The 18,023-nt window shown below is 66.2% G+C and carries 19 protein-coding genes; 7 read left to right on the forward strand and 12 right to left on the reverse strand.

What is annotated here, in order from left to right; genetic code table 11:
• Window positions 1-48: 48 nt before the first annotated feature.
• Complete coding sequence (locus AWC12_RS24265) at window positions 49-666, forward strand: CYTH domain-containing protein (protein WP_085177512.1); 618 nt, start codon at window positions 49-51, stop codon at window positions 664-666.
• Here the strand turns inward: AWC12_RS24265 and AWC12_RS24270 are convergent.
• The 3 genes from AWC12_RS24270 to AWC12_RS24280 form a co-directional block, all read right to left on the reverse strand.
• Window positions 663-1,118 (reverse strand): GtrA family protein, encoded by a 456-nt coding sequence (locus tag AWC12_RS24270; RefSeq protein ID WP_085177514.1) that lies wholly within the window; start codon window positions 1,116-1,118, stop codon window positions 663-665. The genes AWC12_RS24265 and AWC12_RS24270 overlap by 4 nt on opposite strands.
• Before the next feature lie 76 nt (window positions 1,119-1,194).
• Window positions 1,195-1,548, reverse strand: coding sequence for a VOC family protein (locus AWC12_RS24275; RefSeq protein ID WP_024445572.1), 354 nt, complete (start codon window positions 1,546-1,548; stop codon window positions 1,195-1,197).
• A 64-nt stretch (window positions 1,549-1,612) separates the two neighbouring features.
• Window positions 1,613-2,563, reverse strand: coding sequence for an antibiotic biosynthesis monooxygenase (locus tag AWC12_RS24280; RefSeq protein ID WP_110808736.1), 951 nt, complete (start codon window positions 2,561-2,563; stop codon window positions 1,613-1,615).
• Between the two features lie 66 nt (window positions 2,564-2,629).
• On the opposite strand from AWC12_RS24280, the gene AWC12_RS24285 reads away from it, so the two are divergent.
• Window positions 2,630-3,307 carry a GAP family protein gene (locus AWC12_RS24285; protein WP_024445583.1) on the forward strand — a complete coding sequence of 226 codons (678 nt, stop codon included), beginning with the start codon at window positions 2,630-2,632 and terminating at the stop codon, window positions 3,305-3,307.
• On the opposite strand, the gene AWC12_RS24290 is transcribed toward AWC12_RS24285, so the two are convergent.
• Window positions 3,296-3,922 (reverse strand): TetR/AcrR family transcriptional regulator, encoded by a 627-nt coding sequence (locus tag AWC12_RS24290; RefSeq protein WP_085177516.1) that lies wholly within the window; start codon window positions 3,920-3,922, stop codon window positions 3,296-3,298. The two genes, AWC12_RS24285 and AWC12_RS24290, sit on opposite strands and share 12 nt — an antisense overlap.
• A 97-nt stretch (window positions 3,923-4,019) precedes the next feature.
• Between AWC12_RS24290 and AWC12_RS24295 the strand changes: the two genes are divergently transcribed.
• From AWC12_RS24295 to AWC12_RS24305, 3 genes are read left to right on the forward strand one after another with little or no spacing between them, the layout of a single operon-like run.
• On the forward strand, window positions 4,020-5,030 hold the full coding sequence (locus AWC12_RS24295; RefSeq protein ID WP_085177518.1) for a hypothetical protein: 1,011 nt from the start codon (window positions 4,020-4,022) through the stop codon (window positions 5,028-5,030).
• An 11-nt stretch (window positions 5,031-5,041) separates the two neighbouring features.
• The gene (locus tag AWC12_RS24300; RefSeq protein WP_085177520.1) at window positions 5,042-6,208 is read left to right on the forward strand and encodes an FAD-binding oxidoreductase; all 1,167 of its coding nucleotides are present in this window, start codon (window positions 5,042-5,044) and stop codon (window positions 6,206-6,208) included.
• Between the two features lie 24 nt (window positions 6,209-6,232).
• Complete coding sequence (locus AWC12_RS24305; RefSeq protein WP_085177522.1) at window positions 6,233-7,135, forward strand: aldose 1-epimerase; 903 nt, start codon at window positions 6,233-6,235, stop codon at window positions 7,133-7,135.
• Window positions 7,136-7,203: 68 nt separating this feature from the next.
• On the opposite strand, the gene AWC12_RS24310 is transcribed toward AWC12_RS24305, so the two are convergent.
• The 5 genes from AWC12_RS24310 to dnaK form a co-directional block, all read right to left on the reverse strand.
• The gene (locus AWC12_RS24310; RefSeq protein WP_085177524.1) at window positions 7,204-8,451 is read right to left on the reverse strand and encodes a DoxX family protein; all 1,248 of its coding nucleotides are present in this window, start codon (window positions 8,449-8,451) and stop codon (window positions 7,204-7,206) included.
• Between the two features lie 138 nt (window positions 8,452-8,589).
• Complete coding sequence (locus AWC12_RS24315; RefSeq protein WP_085177526.1) at window positions 8,590-8,964, reverse strand: heat shock protein transcriptional repressor HspR; 375 nt, start codon at window positions 8,962-8,964, stop codon at window positions 8,590-8,592.
• 64 nt (window positions 8,965-9,028) lie between these two features.
• On the reverse strand, window positions 9,029-10,213 hold the full coding sequence (dnaJ, locus tag AWC12_RS24320; RefSeq protein WP_085177528.1) for a molecular chaperone DnaJ: 1,185 nt from the start codon (window positions 10,211-10,213) through the stop codon (window positions 9,029-9,031).
• Between the two features lie 41 nt (window positions 10,214-10,254).
• Window positions 10,255-10,881, reverse strand: coding sequence for a nucleotide exchange factor GrpE (grpE, locus tag AWC12_RS24325; protein WP_085177530.1), 627 nt, complete (start codon window positions 10,879-10,881; stop codon window positions 10,255-10,257).
• Window positions 10,878-12,758: a molecular chaperone DnaK gene (gene dnaK, locus AWC12_RS24330; RefSeq protein WP_024445592.1), complete on the reverse strand. Its 1,881-nt coding sequence runs from the start codon at window positions 12,756-12,758 to the stop codon at window positions 10,878-10,880. Before dnaK ends, grpE begins: the two co-directional genes overlap by 4 nt.
• 197 nt (window positions 12,759-12,955) lie before the next feature.
• On the opposite strand from dnaK, the gene alc reads away from it, so the two are divergent.
• Complete coding sequence (gene alc, locus AWC12_RS24335; RefSeq protein WP_085177532.1) at window positions 12,956-13,918, forward strand: allantoicase; 963 nt, start codon at window positions 12,956-12,958, stop codon at window positions 13,916-13,918.
• A complete protein-coding gene (gene puuE / locus AWC12_RS24340) occupies window positions 13,915-14,820 on the forward strand; it encodes an allantoinase PuuE (RefSeq protein ID WP_085177534.1) in 906 nt (301 codons plus the stop codon). Before alc ends, puuE begins: the two co-directional genes overlap by 4 nt.
• Here puuE and AWC12_RS24345 read toward each other — a convergent pair.
• Genes AWC12_RS24345 through AWC12_RS24355 form a run of 3 tightly spaced genes read right to left on the reverse strand, consistent with a single transcriptional unit; the run spans window position 14,805 to window position 17,868 of the window.
• Entirely contained in the window at window positions 14,805-15,545 is a 741-nt protein-coding gene (locus tag AWC12_RS24345; RefSeq protein ID WP_420087737.1) for an aspartate/glutamate racemase family protein, read from the reverse strand. The genes puuE and AWC12_RS24345 overlap by 16 nt on opposite strands.
• Entirely contained in the window at window positions 15,542-17,095 is a 1,554-nt protein-coding gene (locus tag AWC12_RS24350; RefSeq protein WP_024445596.1) for an NCS1 family nucleobase:cation symporter-1, read from the reverse strand. Before AWC12_RS24350 ends, AWC12_RS24345 begins: the two co-directional genes overlap by 4 nt.
• 53 nt (window positions 17,096-17,148) lie before the next feature.
• Window positions 17,149-17,868, reverse strand: coding sequence for a GntR family transcriptional regulator (locus AWC12_RS24355; protein WP_085177536.1), 720 nt, complete (start codon window positions 17,866-17,868; stop codon window positions 17,149-17,151).
• Window positions 17,869-18,023 lie beyond the last annotated feature (155 nt).

The raw sequence follows: 18,023 nt of genomic DNA on the forward strand, positions 1-18,023 counted from the left end.
GGACGCCGCATGCCAGGGGGCTTCGGTGATCGGGGTTACGGTCGGCACATGTCCGACGCCGGCGACTTCGAGTTCGAGCGGAAATTCTTCCTCCGCGAGATGCCCGCCGTCGCCGCGTCCGATCCGACTCCCCTGCTGATCGCACAGGCCTACCTGTTCGCCGCCGACGGCTACGCGGTGCGCGTTCGGCTTCAGGGGCCGGCGCCTGCGGAGTTGGACGCCACACCGCCCGAGCTGGTGGCCGCACTCGGTGACGAAGCGATGGGCACGATGACGGCCAAGGGGCCGGCGGCGGGCGGCACGCGCTATGAGGCGGAGCGCGAGCTCGATCCATTGGTGGCCGGCCAGATCGTGTCGCGGGCCGCGCATGTCATCTTCAAGGTCCGCTCCTCGGTATGGCTGGGCGAGGACGGCTGGGTCATCGACCGGTTCCTGGGGGGCGACGCTCCGCTGTTGCTCGCCGAGGTGGAACGCGACGGACCGGTGGTCGACCTGGCCATCCCGTCGTTCTGCACCACCGAGGTGTCGGAAGACGATCGCTTCCGAAACGAGTACCTGGCCCACCATCCGTTCGGGACGTGGGTGGACGACTACCTGCGCGAACTCGACGTTCTCGGCCCGAGATTCTTAAACAGCCTGGGGCAGAACCAGTTCGACGTCAGCTAGGTTTTCCCGAACACCACCCAGCGCAACGCGCAGTACATGTAGACGGCCTCGCAGCCACCGGCCATCAACCGCGAGATCCGGTAGTCGATACCCACATCGGTCAGCATGGTCGACAGCGCCAGGATGAACGCGAGGTAGTTGATGACGACCACGACGATGTAGATGGTGAGCTGCGGGCCCACGGGCGCGTGCGACCGGAAGTTGAAGTACCGGTTGAGTGCATAGCTCAACCCGAACGCACACGCGTAGGCCACCGTCACCGCGACGGGGTACGGCGCACCGAACCCGCCCCGCAGCACGGTCAGCAGGACCAAGTCGACGCCGAAGGTGAAGCTGTTGATGAGGCAGAAGCCGAGCAGCGTCGGCGGGACGATCTTCGCCAGCCCGAACGGAAGGAGCGCGACGACCTGTTCGCACCAGCGGTGAAACCGTTCAGGCGCAAGGACGGGCACGCGTTCACTGTGGCGTCGTCAGGTGTCGCGACCGTGAGCGACGGGCGAACGTCAGGCCACGAGATCGTGGTCGCGGTCAGTATTCGACTCGGAATCCGCCGATCAGGCTGACGACGTTCCCGTCGGGATCGCTGAACCGTGACAGTCGCACACCCTTGCTCGCGTCGACGATGTCGCCGGGTTCCAGTCCGCGTCCCTTCAACTGGGCAATGTGGGCCTCCAGATCGTCGACGGCGAAGTTCACTTCATCGGTTCCCGCCCTGTCCGGGTCGTGGAACACCTGCACCCAGGCCCCCGGCAACACCTGCCACTCGACCAGCGAGGGCATCGGATTGTTGTCCTCGGGCCTGCCGAACAGCTGGGCGTACCACCGCCGGCCGGCCTCGACGTCGGACACATGGACGACGGCGAGCACATGCGCAAGCGCCATGCACTTCTCCTTCCGTTGTGGGCATCTGCGAATGCCGACCCGAACCGCCACCGGAACTCATCGCTCAGTCCATGTAGTCCCAGAACTGGAGATCATGCACAGACGCGAACAGCGTGAGCGTCACCGCGTAGGCCGCGACGATGACGGCGGCTCCGACGGCGGTGACGCGTGCGCTCACCCCGTCGACCGGGTCGAGCCAGCGGCGAAATGGCTTGGATGCCAAGGGCATCAGCCACCACTGCATCGCGATGACACTGACGATCTGACTGACCCACAGCGACAGCCACGGTTGCGCTCCGACGTCATTGAGCACGGGTCCGAGGAATCGCGACAACAACATCACCGTGGGGTAGAGCACGAGGAGTACGAGCATCGCCGACTTCCAGTTCGGCGTCATGAGTGTTCGGCCGTTCTCCATCCGCACCGTGGTAGCGAACGGCGTGGTGTTGGAAACTACCGAGAAGTCACTGGAGAGTGTCGACCGCAAGCCCTGCAGAGCCTGCGCACGTTCAGCCGATCGCATCCATGCCGCGAGCTGCGGCGCCGTCCGGTATCGCACCACCGAGATCCACTCGCCGGGCGCGTCCGCCGGCAATAGCGCGGTGCCTTCGTGCCCGGCAAGCCCCACCGCCGCCGCCGACAACCGCGCCTGCGTGGACAGAAATTCGGGTTCCTTGCCGGCGGTGACGGTGTGGCGGAACACCCCGACTCCGGGGGACGCGGGCCCCTCCGCCGATACGACGAGGTCACCAGAGCTGCGCCAGAATCCCCGCTGCTGCCCGGCGGCCAGTACCTCGGCCCGCTGCGGGCTGTCCAGCCACCCGTGCATCGCAGTCGCATCGGAAAACGTCACGGCGACAGCGCAATCGAGACGTGGATGGTCGATCATCGACACCCGGCCGGACAGATGCCCTTCCGCCAGCCGCGCCGAGTCCAGCAGTTGTCGGGCCCACGCGACGAAGCCGCTTCCGTCGCCGCAGCGGTGAAACACCGTCACAGCCGTGACCTGGTCCATGCGGCGACGATACGACGCGGCGCCAATCGGGCAGCACCCGCAACGCTGCCTTGCTAGGTTTTTCGGGTGCCAGGTACCTGGGGGTCGGTTCTCACCGAGCTCATCCCGCTCTCCCTCGTGATCGCGCTGTCTCCGTTCTCGGTCATTCCGGCGGTGCTGGTGCTCGGAACACCGAGACCGAAACCGACGGGGCTGGCGTTCCTCGCGGGCTGGTTGCTCGGGCTGGCCGTACTGACCGGGATCTTCCTCCAGCTCTCGGACCTGGTCGGCGGCATCGGGTCCAAGCCGCCGAGCTGGGCGTCGTGGTTACGCATCGTGGTGGGCTCGGCGCTGATCGTGTTCGGCGCATACCGGTTTGCCAAGCGCAAGACCTCCGAGCACATGCCCGCATGGATTACCCGCATGAGTTCCCTGACACCCGCCAAGGCCGCCGTCACCGGCGCGGCTCTGACGGTAGTCAATCCGAAGGTGCTTTTCATCTGCGCCGCAGCGGGTTTGGCGATCGGTTCCGCAGGATTGAACGCCCCTGCTGTGTGGGCGGCAGATCTCTGGTTCACGGCGTTCGCGGCGTCTACGGTCGCCGTGCCGATCCTCGCGTACGTCCTGATGGGCAGACGCCTGGAACCGACACTCAACAATGTGCGGTCCTGGATGGAGCGTCAGCATGCGGTGCTGGTCGCGGTGATCCTGGTTGTGATCGGACTTCTGGTGCTGTACAAGGGCATTCACGCGCTAGCCGGGTAACCCGAGCTCGTCGGCGTCGCCGGTGAGGTAGCGCGTCACGGTCGGCGCCACCAGCCTGACCACGTCCTCGGAATCCAGTTCCGACAGCGGGGGCACCTCCATCACGTAACGCAGCATCGCAGTGCCCACCAGGCTGCTCGCCGCCAGCATGGCCCGCAGCCGGGCCTGCTCGCCACCGCCGAGAGCCCCCGAGACTGCGGTCAGCACGTAGTTCTGCATGAACTCCCGGAACGCCTGATGGGCGTCGGAGTTCGAGGTCGCCGAAGCTAGCATCGCCCGCATACTTCCCGAGCTGTCGGACGCTTCCCACACTTTCAGATACGTCCGGACCATCCGCGTGCCGATGTCCCCCTCATCCCCGGTGAGGGCGGCCACGAGCACGTCGGGATCGAGGATCAACCGCAGTGACTCACGGAACAACTGCTCCTTGGAGCCGAAGAGGTACAGCACCATCGAGGCGTCCACGCGGGCGTCATCGGCGATCGAACGCAGCGTCGTCTTCTCGTAACCGTCCCTGGCGAAGCGGGCTTTCGCGGCGGACAGCACGGCGTCTCTCGACACGGGCTCACCCTGTCGCCGCCCGCGGCGCCGGGGAGTTTCAGCTGCTCGCGGCACCTTCCGAGACTAACATTTCAATAGCTGTTGAAATCGTACCGGCTCAGCCTTACGCTGTGACGACGCATTAATTCAACAGCTAATGAAAAGAGCCGTCATGACGTCGACCAGCACCCACCACGCCATCACCCACGAACCCCCCGTCGTTGCCCGGGCCGCCGGCATCGTCGTCGCCGTGACCACCCTGTTGACGCTCGTCGCGATCGCGTTCGCCCTGCCCGCCGCCCGCTCCGGCCCACACGACGTGCCGATCGGTGCCGCGGGCCCGCAGGCCGCCGGTGGACAGATCGCCGAGATGCTCGACCAGAAGGCGCCCGGCGCGTTCGCGGTGACCTACTACCCCAGCGAGACCGCGCTGCGCGAGGCGATCAGCAACCGCGACGTCTACGGCGGTATCGCACTCCCCGCGCAACCGGGGACAGCGCCGGCGATTCTGATCGCGACCGGGGCCAGCCCGATGGTGGCGCAGGTGCTGAGCCAACTCGGCGCGCAGTTCGGCCAGCAGATTGGGACACCGCTGCGCACCGAAGACCTCGCCCCGCCCACCACGCGCGACCCCCGGGGTGCCGGAGTGGCCGCGTCAGCGCTGCCCATCACGCTCGCGGGCATCCTGCCCGCCATCGCCCTGGTGCTCGCCCTGCGCACCGAGATCTGGACGCGTCTGACAACCGCGATCGTCTTTTCGGTGGTCGCCGGTGTCACCATCGCGGCGCTACTCCGATACGTCCTCGGCTCGATCGAACACAACTTCTGGGGCGTCTCTGCAGGTCTCACCCTGGGGGTCGCGGCGGCGCTGCTGTTCATGCTCGGTCTCGGCTCATTGTTCGGCCGCGCCGGGCTCGCCGTCGGCGCTGCTTTGGCACTGTTGGTCGGCAATCCACTGTCGGGGCTCGCGAGTGCGCCGGAATTGCTGCCCGCCGGCTGGGGCGCGCTGGGACAGTTCCTGCCGCAGGGCGCCACCGCCACTCTGCTGCGGTCGACGGCCTTTTTCGCCGGGGCCGGAGCCTCCACCGCGATCCTCGTCCTGATGTGCTGGGCGCTGGCAGGTGCGGCGATGATCGTCGCCGCCGCACTTCGCCAGCAGAACACTTCCGCTGCAGTGACTTAGGATCGTGCGGCGTGGGACTCGAAGACCGTGAATCGATGCGCATCCTCCGCGATGCATTCGATCTCGATCTCGGGTCCGAGTCGATGATCGGCGACTTCTACACACACTGGTTCGCCACCGACCTCTCGGCGCGCGATCTTTTTCCGCCTGACATGGAGAAGCAGCGTCAGGTCTTCGCACAGGCCATGTGCTGGTTGTGCGAAGAGCTCATCGCCCATCACGCCGAAGAGCCTGTCGCCTTCCTGGCCCAGCTCGGCCGCGACCACCGCAAGTACGGCGTCACCAGCGCGCACTACGCCTCGCTGCAGAAAGCCCTCCTCGCCACGCTGCGCAGGACCCTGGCCGACTCGTGGGACCAGCGGTTGTCCGAAGCCGTCAACGACACCGTCGGGCTCGCCGTCGGCGTCATGAGCGGGGCCGCCGACGCCGAGAAGGGGCCCGCGTTCTGCGACGGCACGGTGCTGGAATACCTGCGGCCGACCCGCGACATCGCGGTGATCCGGCTCAAGCTGGACCGCGCGCTGGACTATCACCCCGGTCAGTACGTCGGCGTACAGGTGCCGCAATGGCCGCGCCGATGGCGCTACCTGAGCCCCGCGATCCCACCCGATCCTCACGGCTACATCGAGTTCCACATCCGCTCGGTCGCCGGCGGCATGGTCAGCACCGCGATCGTCGGCGAGGCCCGCCCCGGTGACCGGTGGCGCGTGTCCAGCCCCCACGGCGCCATGGAGATCGATCGAGACGCCGGCGACGTGCTCATGGTCGCGGGCAGCACCGGGCTGGCTCCGCTGCGCGCGCTGATCATGGACCTGTGCCGGTACGGCCAGAACCCGCGGGTGCACCTGTTCTTCGGTGCGAAGTACCCCTGCGACCTGTATGACCTGCGCACCCTGTGGGAGATCGCGTCGACCAATCCGTGGCTGTCGGTCACGCCGGTCTCCGAGCTGAACTTCGACCCGCCGTGGGCTACGAACTACCCCGACAACACCCCGCCGCGCGGCCTCCACGTGCGCCAGACCGGGCTGCTCCCCGAGGTTGTCACGCAATACGGCAACTGGAGCGATCGCCAGATCCTGCTGTGCGGGCGACCTGAGATGGTGCAGGCGACCAAGACCGCGCTGATAGCCAAAGGCGCACCTGCCGAACGGATCCAGCACGATCCCCTGGCCGGCTGAATGCCACATGGCAGGATCGCTGCCATGGAGGAGTTCGAAACCGTCACGCTGCGCGATCCGTCGTCACCGCTGACCGCGACCTACGTCCCGATCGCGGGGATGGTCGGCACGTCCCTGTCCGACGACGGCGTCGAACTTCTCGGCCAGCGTCGCGGGCTGCAGGCCTACGTGTCCAACCACAAGACGATGGGGATCCCGATCCTCTACCCGTGGGCCAACCGGCTGTCGAGCATGGGCTACGGCGTCGACGGCGCCGTGGTGACACTGACCCCGGGCACCGGCGGTGTGCGCACCGACCAGCACGGGGTACCGATCCACGGCACCTTGGCCGCCTTCAAGGATTGGACGGTCACCACGCTGCTGGAATCGCAGCTGACCGCCGAACTCGACTTCGCGGCACGTCCCGCACTGCTCGCGACGTTCCCGTTCCCCCACCTCCTGACACTGGACATCACGCTGTCGGACCGGACGCTGACGGTGAAGACGACGGTGACGGCGACGACAGGTTCGCGGGTGCCGCTGTGCTTTGGATTCCATCCGTATCTTCAGCTGCCGGGTGTCCCGCGTGCGCAGTGGCGGATCGAGACGCCCGCGATGCGGTACCAGCCGGTGAACGCGTGGGGTATCCCGACGGGCCGGGTGGAATCGCGTCCCGCCGCCTCAGAAGTGCTGGGCGACAAGTTCATCGACGACGGGTACGACGAGGTCGCTGACGGGTCGGTGTTCGCGCTCTCCGGTGGCGACCGACGTATCGAGGTCCACTTCGACGAGGGCTACACCGCTGCGCAGGTCTTCGCACCCGGCGACGACGACGTCGTCTGCTTCGAACCGATGGCGGCCCCGACGGACGCCCTGCGCCGCGGCGGGTACCGCGAGGTGCAGCCGGGCGAGTCCGCGGTGGCGCAGTTCCGCATCAAAATCTCCTGATCTCGCCGAAACTGCATTCCACGCGCTCAAAATCGCGGAATCTCCGCACGGAATGCAGTTTCGCCGACTCAGGCGAAGTGCGGGTAGTCCTGCACCCAGTGGAAGCCGCGGCTGCGCAGCGTGAAGGTGTCGAGGTCCACCTGCTGCAATGACATCGTGACGTGCGACCCGTCGAGGTCCCCGACGGCCCGCAGTCGGTCAGGACCCAGGCGCTCGAAGCGCACGGCCATCTCGTCGGTGGACGCCTGGACCAGCTCGCCGTTCATCCGCTGGTAGGTGATCACGCCGGGCTCATCGAAAACCACACGCTGCCACCGGGTCTCATCGGTCGTCAGGGGAGGGCGGGTGGCGCCGTCGGCGGTGAACTCGGTGACCGCCCAGATCCCGTAAAGCTCCGGCTTGGGGCGGCCGTCCCCGTATTCACGCCAGGCGCTCCAACCTTCGACGACGATCCCGGTGGTCACCCACACCGCCAGCAGCGTCACCACCGCCGACGTGGCCCGATTGGCTCGGGTGTTCTGGAACAGGGCGGGTGCAATCACCGGCTCTGCGGGACGCTGCAGCACAAGGACATTGGCCAATCTGCCGATATGCGGCGCCACAAGGAACAGGCTCACCAGGAGAAGATGAAAGGACAGCACCTTCACCGGCACGTCATAGGTCATGTTCAACAGGAAGACCTGAGCCATCGCCATCGCAGAGATCAGCGCGCCGAGCAGCGCGGTGCGATTCCAGAACAGCAGCAGCCCACCGGCCACCTCGACAGCACCGAGCGCGATCTCGTACGGGTGAGAGGTCCCCACCTGCAGCCACAGCACCGCCATGGGGGTCAACTCGCCGAACGGCTGAAGCAGCGCGGCCAGCGGTGGCGACGGCATCTGCGTCGGAATCACCTTGGCGACGCCGTAGAAAAGCATCTGCCCGGCGAGACTCAGCCGAAGGAACATTGCAAACCACGCGTATAAGCGGTCGTAATCAAGACGTCGGCGGTCCAGCACCGACCAGATCAGCGCCGCCCCGGCGGCGACCACGAACAGGACTAACACCATGACCCAGACGACAGTCTGGTCACCACTGTTCGAGTCGCGGTGCAGCACAGCCTCGACACCGAAGACGTGGTGCCCCACCCACGAGAAGATCGGTTCGGTCACCGTCATCTGCCAGATCACCGCATCCTGCGGCAGCCACCGCGTCAGGATCCCGGCGTAGACGAAAACGATCTGCGCGAACAGCAGGCAGAACAACCCCAGGTAGACGAAGCAGAAACGGAATGCGACCCGGGTCAGGAGGTGCCACGGCTTTGTCACGGCGACCATCGTCACAGGAGCCGATGCGGAAAACAACCGTGCCGACCCCCGTCACCGGGGTGGGGTTATCCCCCGCCAACGCCGAAACTGCATTCCGCGCGGCACTTTTCGACAAGAGACCGCGTGGAATGCAGTTTCGGCGGAGGGTCAGCGCTTGTTGCGGGGCTGCCAGACCACCAGCGCCGTACTCTTGGGCCGGGGCTGCGCACGCAGGTGCTCGACCTCGTTGCTCAGCTCGCGCACCCGAGCCTGCAGCGCCTCGACCTGGTTGGTCAACTCGATGATCCGTTTGATCCCGGCCAGGTTGACGCCCTCGTCCTGCGAGAGCCGCTGAACTTCGCGCAGCAGATCGACGTCACGTTGCGAATAGCGTCGTCCCCCACCGGAACTGCGCTGCGGGCTGACCAGGCCGAGCCGGTCGTACGTGCGCAGGGTCTGTGCGTGCATACCGGCCAGCTCGGCGGCCACCGAGATCAGGAATGTCCTGGCCTCTTCCTGCCGGTCCCTGCGACTCGCACTCACTTCGACCCTCGGTTCTTCGCGCCAGCGCTCATCACAGGCCCTCGGTTCTTCGCGCAGGCGCTCATCACAGCGAACCTGCCCATCCCGCCCTCGGGTCGAACCCGCTGGCGCGCTCGGCCTTCGCATAGGCTTCCAGCGCCTCGGCGGCTTCACCTTCGAGGTTCGGCGGCACCGCCACCTTGACCGTCACCAGCAGATCGCCGTGTCCGCCTGAACGTTTCGGAACCCCTCGGCCCCGGACCCGCAGGATGCGACCGTCGGACGTACCTTTGGGCACCCGGACTCCGACCTTGCCCTCCAGCGTAGGTACGGAAAGCGTTGTCCCTAAGGCTAGTTCGTGGAAGCTCACCGGAACCGAGACCGTGAGGTCGTCACCGTTGCGTCCGAACACCTTGTCCGGCCTGACATGGACGGTCACGTACAGGTCGCCCGAGGGCGCACCGCGCAACCCGGCTTCGCCCTGGCCGGCCAGCCTGATGCGCTGCCCGTCCTCGACGCCCGGCGGGATCCGCACGTTGATCGTGCGGGTCCGTGTCGTGACGCCGGTGCCTTTGCACTCGTCGCAGGGATTCTCGATGATCGACCCGCTGCCACGGCATTCCGTGCACGGCTCGGAGAACCCGAACGCTCCCTGGTTGCGGCTGACCACGCCCGCCCCGTTGCAGTTGGGGCACACCTTCGGGCTGGTCCCCGGGCGCGCACCACTGCCGTGGCAGTTAGTACACGGCGCCGGGCTGGTGAGCCGAAGCGGCATCGCCACGCCCTTGGTGGCTTCCAGGAAACTCAGCTCGGTCTCGGTCTCCAGGTCGTTCCCGCGCCGGGGCCGGGACGGCCGCGGCTGCTGTGCGCCGCGACCGAAAAGCCCGCCGAAGAGATCACCGATGTTCGCACCGCCGGCCTGCCCGGCGGCGTCGAACAGGTCGTTGAGATTGAACTCCTGGCCTCCGTCGCCGGCACCGAATCCGCCGAATCCACCGCCGCCGCTGTAGCGGCCGCGGCCGAAACCGCCGCCTGCGAACAGACGGCGGGTCTCGTCGTACTCCTTGCGCTTCGCGGAATCGGTCAGCACTTCTTTGGCTTCGGAGGCAGCCTTGTACCGCTCCTCGGCCTCGGCGTTACCCGGATTCCGGTCGGGGTGGTTGTCGGCGAGGATCTTGCGGGCGGCCCGCTTGATCTCTTTCTCGTCGGCATCGGAGGCGACGCCGAGCACTTTGTAGAAGTCCTTCTCAACCCATTCGCGTTGGGCCATATCGCGTCACCTCCTCACCTGCTAGTTGGATTGATGTTCAATCAGTTCTCTGATTCTGAGGGCTGTTGGCCCTCGGCGTCGGCATTGCCGTCTCCCGACGCGTCGGGAACGGTGTCGACGACACCGACCATGGCGTGCCGGACGACCTGCTCTCCGACCCGGTAGCCGCGCCGCATCACGGACCCGACGACGGGATGCGTGCCCTCACCCTCATGCTGCACAGCCTCGTGCAATGCGGGGTCGAACTCGTCACCTTCCGCACCGAACCCTGAAAGGCCCAGTCCTTCAAGCACACTGACGAGCTTCTCGGCGACAGACTTCAGCGGCCCGGAATCCAGGTCACCGTGGCTGCGGGCCCGGTCCAGATCGTCGAGCACCGGCAGCAACTGCGTGATCACCGAGGCTTTGGCCCGGTCGGCCATCATCTGCTGATCACGCAGAGCCCGCTTCCGGTAGTTGGCGAAGTCGGCTTGAACCCGCTGCAGGTCACCGAGCAACTCGGCGGCCTTGCCCGCTTCCTCGGGCGACTCCCCGGCGAACTCCTCCGGTGCCGGCCCGCTGGGGGCCGGCCCGGCGGCCGGGGTCTCGCGCACATGTCCGGTCTCTGGATCAATGCGACGCTTGTCGGTGACGGTGATCGGCTCCTCTACTCGATCGGCGTCGCTCACTTGCGCTCGCCGCCGTTCGGGTTGTCGTCCTCCACCACCTCGGCGTCCACCACGTCATCATTTGAGGCCGAGTTGCCCGTGGGCTCGCCGCCCGCCGGGCCGCCCGCAGCCTGCTCGGCCTGGGTGGCCTCGTAGATCGCCTGGCCGAGAGCCTGGCTCTCCTCGCCGAGCTTCTCCATGGCGGACTTGATGGCGCCGATGTCGGTGCCTTCGAGTGCAGTCTTGGCCGTCGCGATGGCGGCGTCGACCTTGCTCAAGGTGTCCTCGGGAACCTTGGAGCCACCTTCGGCCTCCCTCTGCTCCTTGACGAACTTCTCCGTCTGGTAGACCAGCGACTCGGCCTGGTTGCGGACGTCGGCCTCTTCGCGACGCTTGCGGTCCTCGTCGGCGTGCGCCTCGGCATCCTTGATCATCCGGTCGATCTCTTCCTTGGACAGGCCGGAGCCTTCCTGGATCTTGATCGTGTTCTCCTTGCCGGTGCCCTTGTCCTTGGCGGTGACGTGCACGATGCCGTTGGCGTCGATGTCGAAGGTGACCTCGATCTGCGGGACACCGCGCGGGGCCGGCGGGATACCGGTCAACTCGAAAGAGCCGAGCAGCTTGTTGTGCGAGGCGATCTCGCGCTCACCCTGGAACACCTGGATCTGCACCGACGGCTGATTGTCGTCGGCCGTGGTGAAGGTTTCCGAGCGCTTCGTCGGGATCGTGGTGTTGCGTTCGATCAGCTTGGTCATGACGCCACCCTTGGTTTCGATACCGAGGGACAGCGGCGTGACATCGAGCAGCAGAACGTCTTTCACCTCGCCCTTGAGCACACCGGCCTGCAGCGCGGCGCCGACGGCGACAACCTCGTCCGGGTTCACGCCCTTGTTGGGCTCCTTGCCGCCGGTCATCTCCTTGACCAGTTCGGAGACCGCGGGCATACGAGTGGAGCCACCCACCAGCACGACGTGGTCGATCTCGCCGACCGAGATGCCGGCATCCTTGATCACGGACTGGAACGGCTTGCGGGTGCGGTCCAGCAGATCCTGGGTGATCTTCTGGAACTCCGACCGGGTCAGCTGCTCGTCGAGGAACAGCGGGTTCTTGTCGGCGTCGACGGTGATGTAGGGCAGGTTGATCGATGTGCTCTGCGAGCTCGACAGTTCGATCTTGGCCTTCTCGGCGGCTTCGCGAAGCCGCTGCATGGCCATCTTGTCCTTGGTCAGGTCGATACCCGACGTGCCCTTGAACTTGTCGACGAGCCATTCGACGATGCGGTCGTCCCAGTCGTCGCCACCGAGGTGGTTGTCACCGGAGGTGGCGCGAACCTCGACGACACCCTCGCCGATCTCCAGCAGGGACACGTCGAACGTGCCGCCGCCAAGGTCGAAGACGAGGATGGTCTGTTCCTTCTCACCCTTGTCCAGCCCGTAGGCCAGCGCGGCCGCGGTCGGCTCGTTGACGATGCGCAGCACGTTGAGGCCGGCGATCTGGCCGGCATCCTTGGTGGCCTGACGCTGGGCGTCGTTGAAGTACGCGGGGACGGTGATCACCGCGTCGGTGATGTCCTCGCCGAGGTAGCTTTCGGCGTCCCGCTTGAGCTTCATCAGCACGCGGGCGCTGATTTCCTGCGGCGTGTACTTCTTGCCGTCGATCTCCACGGACCAGTCGGTGCCGATTTCACGCTTGACCGAACGGATGGTCCTGTCGACGTTGGTCACCGCTTGGTTCTTGGCGGGCTGGCCGACCAGCACCTCGCCGTTGCGCGCGAACGCGACGACCGACGGGGTGGTCCGGGAGCCCTCGGAGTTGGCGACGACGACGGGGTCGCCACCCTCCAGTACTGCGACGACGGAGTTGGTGGTCCCGAGGTCGATACCGACCGCACGAGCCATAGTTACTGCCTCCTGAATAGACTTTCGATGTGGTCTGAGTGCACCGCACTCAAGCCTGCTCCCCACAGTGGTTCCGTGTCAAGCCAAACTTGAGCCTGTGAGACTCAACTGTCGAAGTGGTCAACGGAGGCTCGAGCCGATTTGTTCCCGGCTCCGCTCAAGGCGACGCGACGGCCGATCTCTGTGACGATTGACCGATGGCCGATACCCTCCCCGACTTCACGTGGTTGCCCGACCTCGCTCTACGCCCGTTAGGCGGCGCGGTCGTCTGGGCCAACGACGAGACGTTCGCGGAGAAGGAGAACCTCATCAACCCGGGGCCGGCGACCTACCGGCCGGCCTCATTCGGTCACAAAGGCCAGGTCTACGACGGCTGGGAGACCCGCCGGCGACGCGAACCCGGGCACGACCAGGCGATCGTCCGACTGGGGGTGCCCGGCCTGATCCGCGGCGTCGTGGTCGACACCGCATGGTTCAAGGGCAACTTCCCGCCGGAGGCCTCGATCGAAGCCATCGAGATCGATGGCTACCCGAGCGCGGAATCGCTTGCCACACATCCGGATTGGTTGACCTTGGTCGAGCGGTCGAAGATCTACGGCGACACCCGCAACCCCTTCGAGATCGATTCGTCACGCCGGTGGACCCATGTTCGCCTGACCATCTATCCCGACGGCGGTGTCGCGCGCCTGCGGGTGCACGGTGAAGGCCTGCCCGATTCGAAACTCGTCGGCTTCGGGCCGACCGACCTGGCCGCCCTGGAGAACGGCGGGTTGGTGCTGGACTGCTCCAACCGGTTCTACAGCTCCCCGCAGAACATCATCTTCCCGGGGTTGGCGCAGGTGATGGGTGACGGTTGGGAGACCGCCCGGCGGCGCGACGACGGCAATGACTGGGTGCACATCCGGTTGGCCGGCGCCGGACACATTCGCCTTGCCGAGGTCGACACCTCGTACTTCATCGGCAACAGCCCCGGCGCCGCGGCGCTGTGGGGCCGCCGCGACGGATCCGAGTGGGTGCAGCTGCTGCCCCGCACCGACCTGCTGCCCGACACCCGGCACCGGTTTCCCGTCGCTGGTGACGATGTCGTCGATCAGGTGCGCCTCGACATCTTTCCCGACGGCGGTCTGGCGCGGCTGCGCCTCTTCGGGGAGCTGGTATGAGCCCGTATCCGCGGGACATGGTCGGCTACGGCCGCACACCGCCGGATCCGCGGTGGCCCCGCGATGCACGCATCGCCGTGCAGTTCGTCCTGAATTACGAAGAGGGCGCGGAGAACTCGGTTCTCGACGGCGATCCGGCGTCGGAGACATTCCTGTCGGAGATCACTCCGGCCGAGGCTTTCCCGAACCGGCACATGAGCATGGAGTCGCTGTACGAGTACGGCTCACGCGCCGGGCTGTGGCGCTTGCTGCGCATCTTCGAACGGCGCGGCGTGCCGCTGACGATCTTCGCCGTCGCCCGCGCTCTGCAGCGAAACCCCGAAGCTGCGGCGGCGTTCACCGAACTCGGCCACGAAATCGCCTGCCATGGCCTGCGCTGGACGTCGTATCAGCTGATCGACCGCGACACCGAGAGGGCGCACTTACAGGAGGCGGTGCGCATCCTCACCGAGCTGACCGGCACCGCCCCGCGCGGCTGGTACACCGGACGCGACTCGCCCAACACCCGTGAGCTGGTCGTCGAGCACGGCGGGTTCACCTACGACTCCGACTCCTATGCCGACGATCTGCCCTACTGGGTCACTGTCGCCGGCCGCGATCATCTGGTGGTGCCGTACACCCTGGACACCAACGACATGCGGTTCGCCTCCCCTGCCGGGTTCTCCAACGGCGAGCAGTTCTACGCCCACCTGCGCGACGCATTCGACGTGCTCTACGCAGAAGGCGGTGAGGGGCAGCCGAAGATGCTGTCGGTAGGGCTGCACTGCCGGCTGGCGGGGCGTCCAGCCCGCGCGAGGTCACTCGAACGGTTTCTCGACCACGTGCAGTCCCACGAGGGCGTCTGGCTGGCGCGCCGCATCGAGATCGCCGAGCACTGGCATATCAATCACCCGGTCAGGTAATCCTTCGGCGGCGGGGGCGCGAACTCGCCGCGCTGCGAGGTCCGCAACCCCATCGCGACCAACGACTGCACCGTCAACGTGGCGGCGGTGACGCCGTCGACGACCGGCACCTCGAGCTCGGTGGAGATCAACGCGCCCATGTCGGCCATCCCGGCGCAGCCGAGCACGATGACGTCGGAGCCGTCGGCCTCCAACGCGTCCCGGCACGCCTCCGTGACGACCTTGCGGACGTCCGGATCATCGTGGAGGTCCAAAACCGCGATCTCGCAGGCGTGAATGCCGCGGCAGAAGCGCTGCATCCCATAGTGTTCGGCGAGGTCGACGGCCCGACCCATGGTGCGACCAAGCGTCGTGACCACGCTGAAGCCGCGGCCCAGGAAACTCGCCGTGTGCATCGCGGCCTCTGCGATGCCCACGACCGGTCCCGACGCCAGCTCCCGCGCCGCGTCGAGGCCGGGATCCCCGAAGCATGCGATGACATATCCGCTGACGCCCTCGTGTTCACCGCGCTCGATCGCCCGCAGCACACCCGGAACGGAAAGAGCCTCGTCGTAATGACTTTCGATCGACGCCGGTCCGAACTCCGAGGTGACCCCGACGACCTCGGTACCCGGTGCGACGACGGCGCGTGCGCACTCGGCAATGCCGGCCGTCATCGCCTCGGTGGTGTTCGGGTTGATGACCCAGATCGTTGTTGATGGCGCGGTCTCGGCGGGCACGGTCACGGCAGCGCGGGCACGGCAAAGCGCCCCCGGCTGGCCATCACCCAGTACAGGGCGAATCCGAGACCGCAGCCGATGAACCAGCTGTACTGCGCGGCGGTGTACATGCCGACGACGTAGCCACCGAGCAGCACCGGCACCATCGCGACCACGGCGCCCACCGCGGTCGCTATCACCGCCGCAGGGTTGTAACCCTTGCTGTACCAGTAGGTTCCGTCCTCGGACATGGTGAACATGGCGTCGACGTCGACCTTCTGCTTGTGCACCAGGTAGTAATGGGCGATCAGGACGCCGAACAGCGGACCGATGAACGCACCCAGCGTCTCCAGCGTGTAGTGGATGACCTCCGGGTTGTTGTAGAGGTTCCACGGCGTGATCAGCACCGAACCGACCGCGGCGATCATGCCGCCGGCACGCCAGCTGATGCGTTGCGGGCTGACATTGGAGAAGTCGAACGCCGGCGAGATGAAGTTGGCGACGATGTTGATACCGATGGTGGCGATCGTGAACGTCAACGCGCCCAACACGATTGCGAAGGTAGAGTCGATGCGCGCGACCGTCTCGACGGGATCGGTGATCAGCTCGCCGAACACCGGCACGGTCAACGAAGCGGTGACGACCACCAGGATCGAGAACACGAGGAAGTTGACCGGGAGCCCGAGGAAGTTGCCCCGCTTCACCGCGTTGAACGACTTGCCATAGCGGGAGAAGTCACCGAAATTCAGCATCGGACCCGAAAAGTACGACACCACAAGCGCGATGGCGCCCAGCATGACGGGGATGGACTCCAAGCCCGTGTAAGTCACCTCGCCGAGGTTCAGGTCGATGGCACCCCAGCCGGCCTGATAGATCAGGTAACCACACAGCAGGAACATCACGACGTACACCGCGGGACCGCAGAAGTCGATGAACTTGCGGATGGCCTCCATACCGCGCCAGAACACGCAGGCCTGCAGGATCCACAGCAGGATGAAGCTACCCCAGCCCAGCAACGGCAGGCCCAGGAAACCGTATTCGTCGACGTCGGCGTACGGCGCCAGCCCAGGGAAGAGTTTCAGCAGCACCACGTCGAGCGCGGCCGACGCCAGATAGGTCTGGATGCCGTACCACGCCACTGCGATCAGGCCGCGGATGATCGCCGGGATGTTGGCGCCCAGCACCCCGAAGACGCTGCGGCAGATCACCGGATACGGCACACCGGTGGCCTGACTCGGTTTGGCCACCAGATTGCAGAAGACGTTGACGATCACGATGCCGATCAGCAGCGCAACCAGCACTTGCCAACTGGCCAGGCCGAGAGCGAACAGGCTGCCCGCTGTCACATAGCCGCCGACGCTGTGCACGTCGGACATCCAGAACGCGAAGATGTTGTAGGAGGTCCAGGTTTGTTTGCCCAGCGGCGCAAGGTCTTCGTTGGTCAGACGCGGGTCGTAGCCGGGCTTGATGACGCCACCCCCGACGGGATGGCCGGAGGCCTCGACCATGTCGCCCGCACCGACCACCGCGCCGGGCGGCATGTCCTTGCTGGCGTGAGGTGAGTCGATGTCGGTCATGCGCGGACGCTAACGACGGATCGTTTCACCGATATTGCCTGCGAACTACCGCCCTATTGCGTGGAAGATATATCAGGCGGCGCGAACAGGCCGGTGTCGGTCGGCAGCGTCGCGATCACTGCATTGAGTCGTTGGGCGTGCACCTCGGCCGCGGTGAGCAGGCGTTCGACGTCCCGAGCGAGGAAGCCGTCGAGCATCTCGGTGTGATCGGCGTGCAGGTCGCGGCGATCCTCGGCGGCGACGTGCACCATCGACTGCACAGGTTCGGTGACATTCCAGGCCGATTCGAGCATGTGCAACAGCCGGTACATGCGTGACGGCCCGGTCAGGGCCAGATGGAAGTCGCGGCTGTGCCGATGGAAGGCAGCGGAGTCGTCATCGTTAATCGCTTGCAGCAGAATATTATTGGCGGCGATCGCGGCTGCATGATCCTGGTCGTTCGCGTTGCCGACCGCGGCCGCCAGCGCCGCTGATTCCAGCGTCTCCCGCACGATGTACATCTCCCGCAGTTCCTGCGGCGTCAGCAGGGCGACCGTATAGCCGAAATTGCTGCGGTGCGCGACGAGTCCCTCTCCGATCAGCGTCTTGAGCGCCTCGCGCACCGGGATCTGGCTCACCCCGAATAGATCGGCGACTTCGCCCAACGGGATCGGCGTGCCCGGCGACACGGCACCGTCGAGAATCACTCTGCGCAACTCGTCGAGGATGGCCTGCTGCGGGCGGCCGGGCGCGTCGACCACCAGGCTGGCGATCAGGGACGAACGTCGACGCATCGAGCAACCGTAAGCCGACGACGGTGTCCCCACCACTTGCGCGGTCTCGCGAAACGGCCAAGACGGTAGCTGCGAGGCACCAACGACGACCGTGGTGGCGCTCTCGCGAGAAGGCATTCCCCCGCGCGCCACTCCCGTCACTCACGCCACAGCTG

The sequence above is a fragment of the Mycolicibacterium iranicum genome (genome assembly GCF_002101705.1).
GTDB classification, from domain to species: Bacteria; Actinomycetota; Actinomycetes; order Mycobacteriales; family Mycobacteriaceae; genus Mycobacterium; species Mycobacterium iranicum.

Excerpts from the sequence above, each read along its gene's own strand:
- AWC12_RS24350 (WP_024445596.1), bottom strand. The coding sequence starts at position 17,095 with ATGACCGACATCGACTCACCTCACGCCAGCAAGGACATGCCGCCCGGC.
- AWC12_RS24280 (WP_110808736.1), bottom strand. The coding sequence starts at position 2,563 with ATGGACCAGGTCACGGCTGTGACGGTGTTTCACCGCTGCGGCGACGGA.
- dnaJ (WP_085177528.1), bottom strand. The coding sequence starts at position 10,213 with ATGGCCCAACGCGAATGGGTTGAGAAGGACTTCTACAAAGTGCTCGGC.
- AWC12_RS24310 (WP_085177524.1), bottom strand. The coding sequence starts at position 8,451 with ATGGTCGCCGTGACAAAGCCGTGGCACCTCCTGACCCGGGTCGCATTC.
- AWC12_RS24295 (WP_085177518.1), top strand. The coding sequence starts at position 4,020 with ATGACGTCGACCAGCACCCACCACGCCATCACCCACGAACCCCCCGTC.
- AWC12_RS24265 (WP_085177512.1), top strand. The coding sequence starts at position 49 with ATGTCCGACGCCGGCGACTTCGAGTTCGAGCGGAAATTCTTCCTCCGC.
- AWC12_RS24355 (WP_085177536.1), bottom strand. The coding sequence starts at position 17,868 with ATGCGTCGACGTTCGTCCCTGATCGCCAGCCTGGTGGTCGACGCGCCC.
- alc (WP_085177532.1), top strand. The coding sequence starts at position 12,956 with ATGGCCGATACCCTCCCCGACTTCACGTGGTTGCCCGACCTCGCTCTA.
- puuE (WP_085177534.1), top strand. The coding sequence starts at position 13,915 with ATGAGCCCGTATCCGCGGGACATGGTCGGCTACGGCCGCACACCGCCG.
- AWC12_RS24275 (WP_024445572.1), bottom strand. The coding sequence starts at position 1,548 with ATGGCGCTTGCGCATGTGCTCGCCGTCGTCCATGTGTCCGACGTCGAG.
- AWC12_RS24305 (WP_085177522.1), top strand. The coding sequence starts at position 6,233 with ATGGAGGAGTTCGAAACCGTCACGCTGCGCGATCCGTCGTCACCGCTG.
- dnaK (WP_024445592.1), bottom strand. The coding sequence starts at position 12,758 with ATGGCTCGTGCGGTCGGTATCGACCTCGGGACCACCAACTCCGTCGTC.